The following is a 2,603-nucleotide window of genomic DNA, read 5'->3' on the forward strand; positions in this document are numbered from 1 at the left end:
TGAAGCCCAGGGCCCACACTACGTAGAATAGCAGCATTAGGGTCACTCCAAGGATGAGTAATGCCTTCCTCATCCTCCGTCTAAGCCTTAGGTCTGGCATTAATGGTAGCGCCGCTGCTATGGGTAATGCGGCTAGGCTTATCAATAATGATCTGCCTGGATCCTCGAGCGCCTTAATGATCATTGGTGCTGGGCAGTGTGTTGGCTCTAGGGGCTTTATTGATATTGGGCCTATGGTTATGTTCGTGAGTAGTACCGGCTCATTCACGATTATTAAGAGGCTTATTGATGAGTTGACCCAATGAGTTACGGTAATTACGTCCCTCAACTCATAGGTACCACCACTTGTTATGTTCATCATGGTTACTTGATTAATGGCGCTTAATGAAACCCTTAACCACGTGAATTTCACAGGTACGGCTTTGGTGATTGTGTATATTATGGAGTACGCGGGAACCTCACCGGGATAATTAAGTGTTGAGTTATTGCTTATTATTTTCATTCCCGTGCCCGTACTAACATAGATGAGGAGTGGCTGGTCCGTGTATATACTTAGTTCGTAAGTCCCCGGCGTGATGTTTGCGTTTATGTTAAAGCTGATTGGGTATGGCTTCATTCCCTGCGTTATTGATGGGGCTTCACCGGAGGTTCTTACGATTACCTGCCCATTCCTGAGTATTGTGAGTGAAAGAGTTGCTGGTTGTTCTGAGTACGATACTCCATAGATAACTACCTTATTAATAGTTCCCGTGAAGTTAAGCCTTAGGTCGAAGGTCATTACGGAGTCTGCGCTTATCGGTAGTACTGTGCTTGTTAATGGTGTTGACATAACCTGGGGTATTGATGAGTTCACGTAGGGCGTTATGGGTATTACTCTTATTGCCGTGGTCACCACGTATATGCCGGGAGGTATTGCTAACTCATTGGTGCTTACCTCAATGGCGCTTTGGTATAAACCACCTGGTATGGTTAATGAGTCATCCTCTATATAACTCGTGGCGTTGGTCATTAATTGAGTTATGGATTTCTCAAAATCATTTATTATTGGAAGTCCTGTATAGTTCTTAAGGATTAGTTGGTAATCACCGCATATCGCGTATGTACCGTTCATTGGCTTAACGGGTATTACATAGCCCATGGCCTGTCTCCCCGGATTTATGGTGATTAGCGAGTACGTTGGGATCACGGAGCTCTCTATGTAGCCTGCGGGTGCCAGTGAAGTGAGGCTATAGACATGGGCATAACCCCTACCCAGTGGTTCCCAGTTGATGTTTATGGGGCCAGTTCCCTGGTATGGAGGCCACATTGGTGATATTGGCGTTGTCAGTACCGTGATTATTAGGGCCATGGACAACGCTAAAACGGCTAATTTATGTTCACGCAACTTACCAAGCGCCTCTATGAGCGTTATTATGAGTATTGCGGGGACCACCACGGCATAGCCAAGGCCGCCGAGTGCGGTGGTTATTAGGGCTGGTATGGCTGTGCCCAGGGTGGCTAATTGCATGAAGGAGGTTGTTGAGAGTAGGTAAATGAGTTGGTTAAGTATTCTCTGCACAGTCACGTGGTGGGTAATGGCGTAGGCGCCGGCTATCCAGTAGTAGGTGAATGCTACCAGGCCTATGGTCGCTACGTACTGGCTTGATTCATTAAACTCCCTCTTAATGAACCAGTGAGTTATTGGGACCAGCACATTGAGCAAATTAGTGACTGGGCTTAGGAATGCCATCAATGCCGAGAGGGTGACGCTAACAAGCCTATTATCCCTATCAATGTGGTAGTACATGGCTATGGCTAATGCCGTTGATATCACCTGCGGGAGCCAGAGATTAGTCATCAAATTGATGAGTGAGGCATTAATTATTGATGCAAGGACTAGAAGGAGGATGAAGCTCATTTCCAAATCCCTGGCCCTACTGAGTCTATACGTGTAAATTGCGATTAGTGAGTTTGTGATTACTATGAGGAGTGCTATGAAGATCGGTAAATAACCACTCATTACTAATGGGCCAAGTAATAGGCTTTGACCAAGATCGTTAGCGTCAATACTCAATAATCCCAGTGACTTCAGGATCAACTCCCCAAGCCCGTAGTAATAACCACCCCCATTAAATAATTGTAGCCAAACATAGATCATCTCAATCATGCTGACTATGTATGTTATCAATCCAATTACTGGCTTAACTATTAATTCGCGTTTCATGAATAATTAATGAATGTAATAACGATAATTCTTTAATGCTTTACCTCAATGAAATGTAGGCAATGCCTAATACCAATTATTAAGTATATTAATTCATTAATTACCTCACCAAGGGACTTACCGCTATTCATTATCGTGATCGGCATATCAATCCTTAACTCATTATCATTAACAACCCTGATCATTAATTGGTTAAGTACGTGGTCGCCCTTTACATAATTCATTAGTACATCCATGATTTTACTAAGTTCGTTAACCCTTACTATGCATGGTACGTAATTAACACCACCAATCACGTACTTACTATAGTCCATATCGCACTCCATGTGAATGTCATCCTCATCCCTAATGAGTGTGCTCACAGTAAATGCCACTAGGTATAACTTTTTAAAGGGAATGC

At 43.7% G+C, this 2,603-nt stretch carries 2 protein-coding genes; both read right to left on the minus strand.

Annotation, left to right across the window (positions count from 1 at the left end; translation table 11 throughout):
- Positions 1-2,203 (minus strand): hypothetical protein (locus tag ACP5L5_RS11535; RefSeq protein ID WP_428763956.1); only part of this gene is annotated, 2,203 nt, incomplete at its 3' end.
- Positions 2,204-2,235: 32 nt separating this feature from the next.
- A complete protein-coding gene (locus ACP5L5_RS11540; RefSeq protein ID WP_428763958.1) occupies positions 2,236-2,601 on the minus strand; it encodes a hypothetical protein in 366 nt (121 codons plus the stop codon).
- Positions 2,602-2,603: the final 2 nt, after the last annotated feature.

The organism is Vulcanisaeta sp. (assembly GCF_049966235.1).
Taxonomy (GTDB): domain Archaea; phylum Thermoproteota; class Thermoprotei; order Thermoproteales; family Thermocladiaceae; genus Vulcanisaeta; species Vulcanisaeta moutnovskia.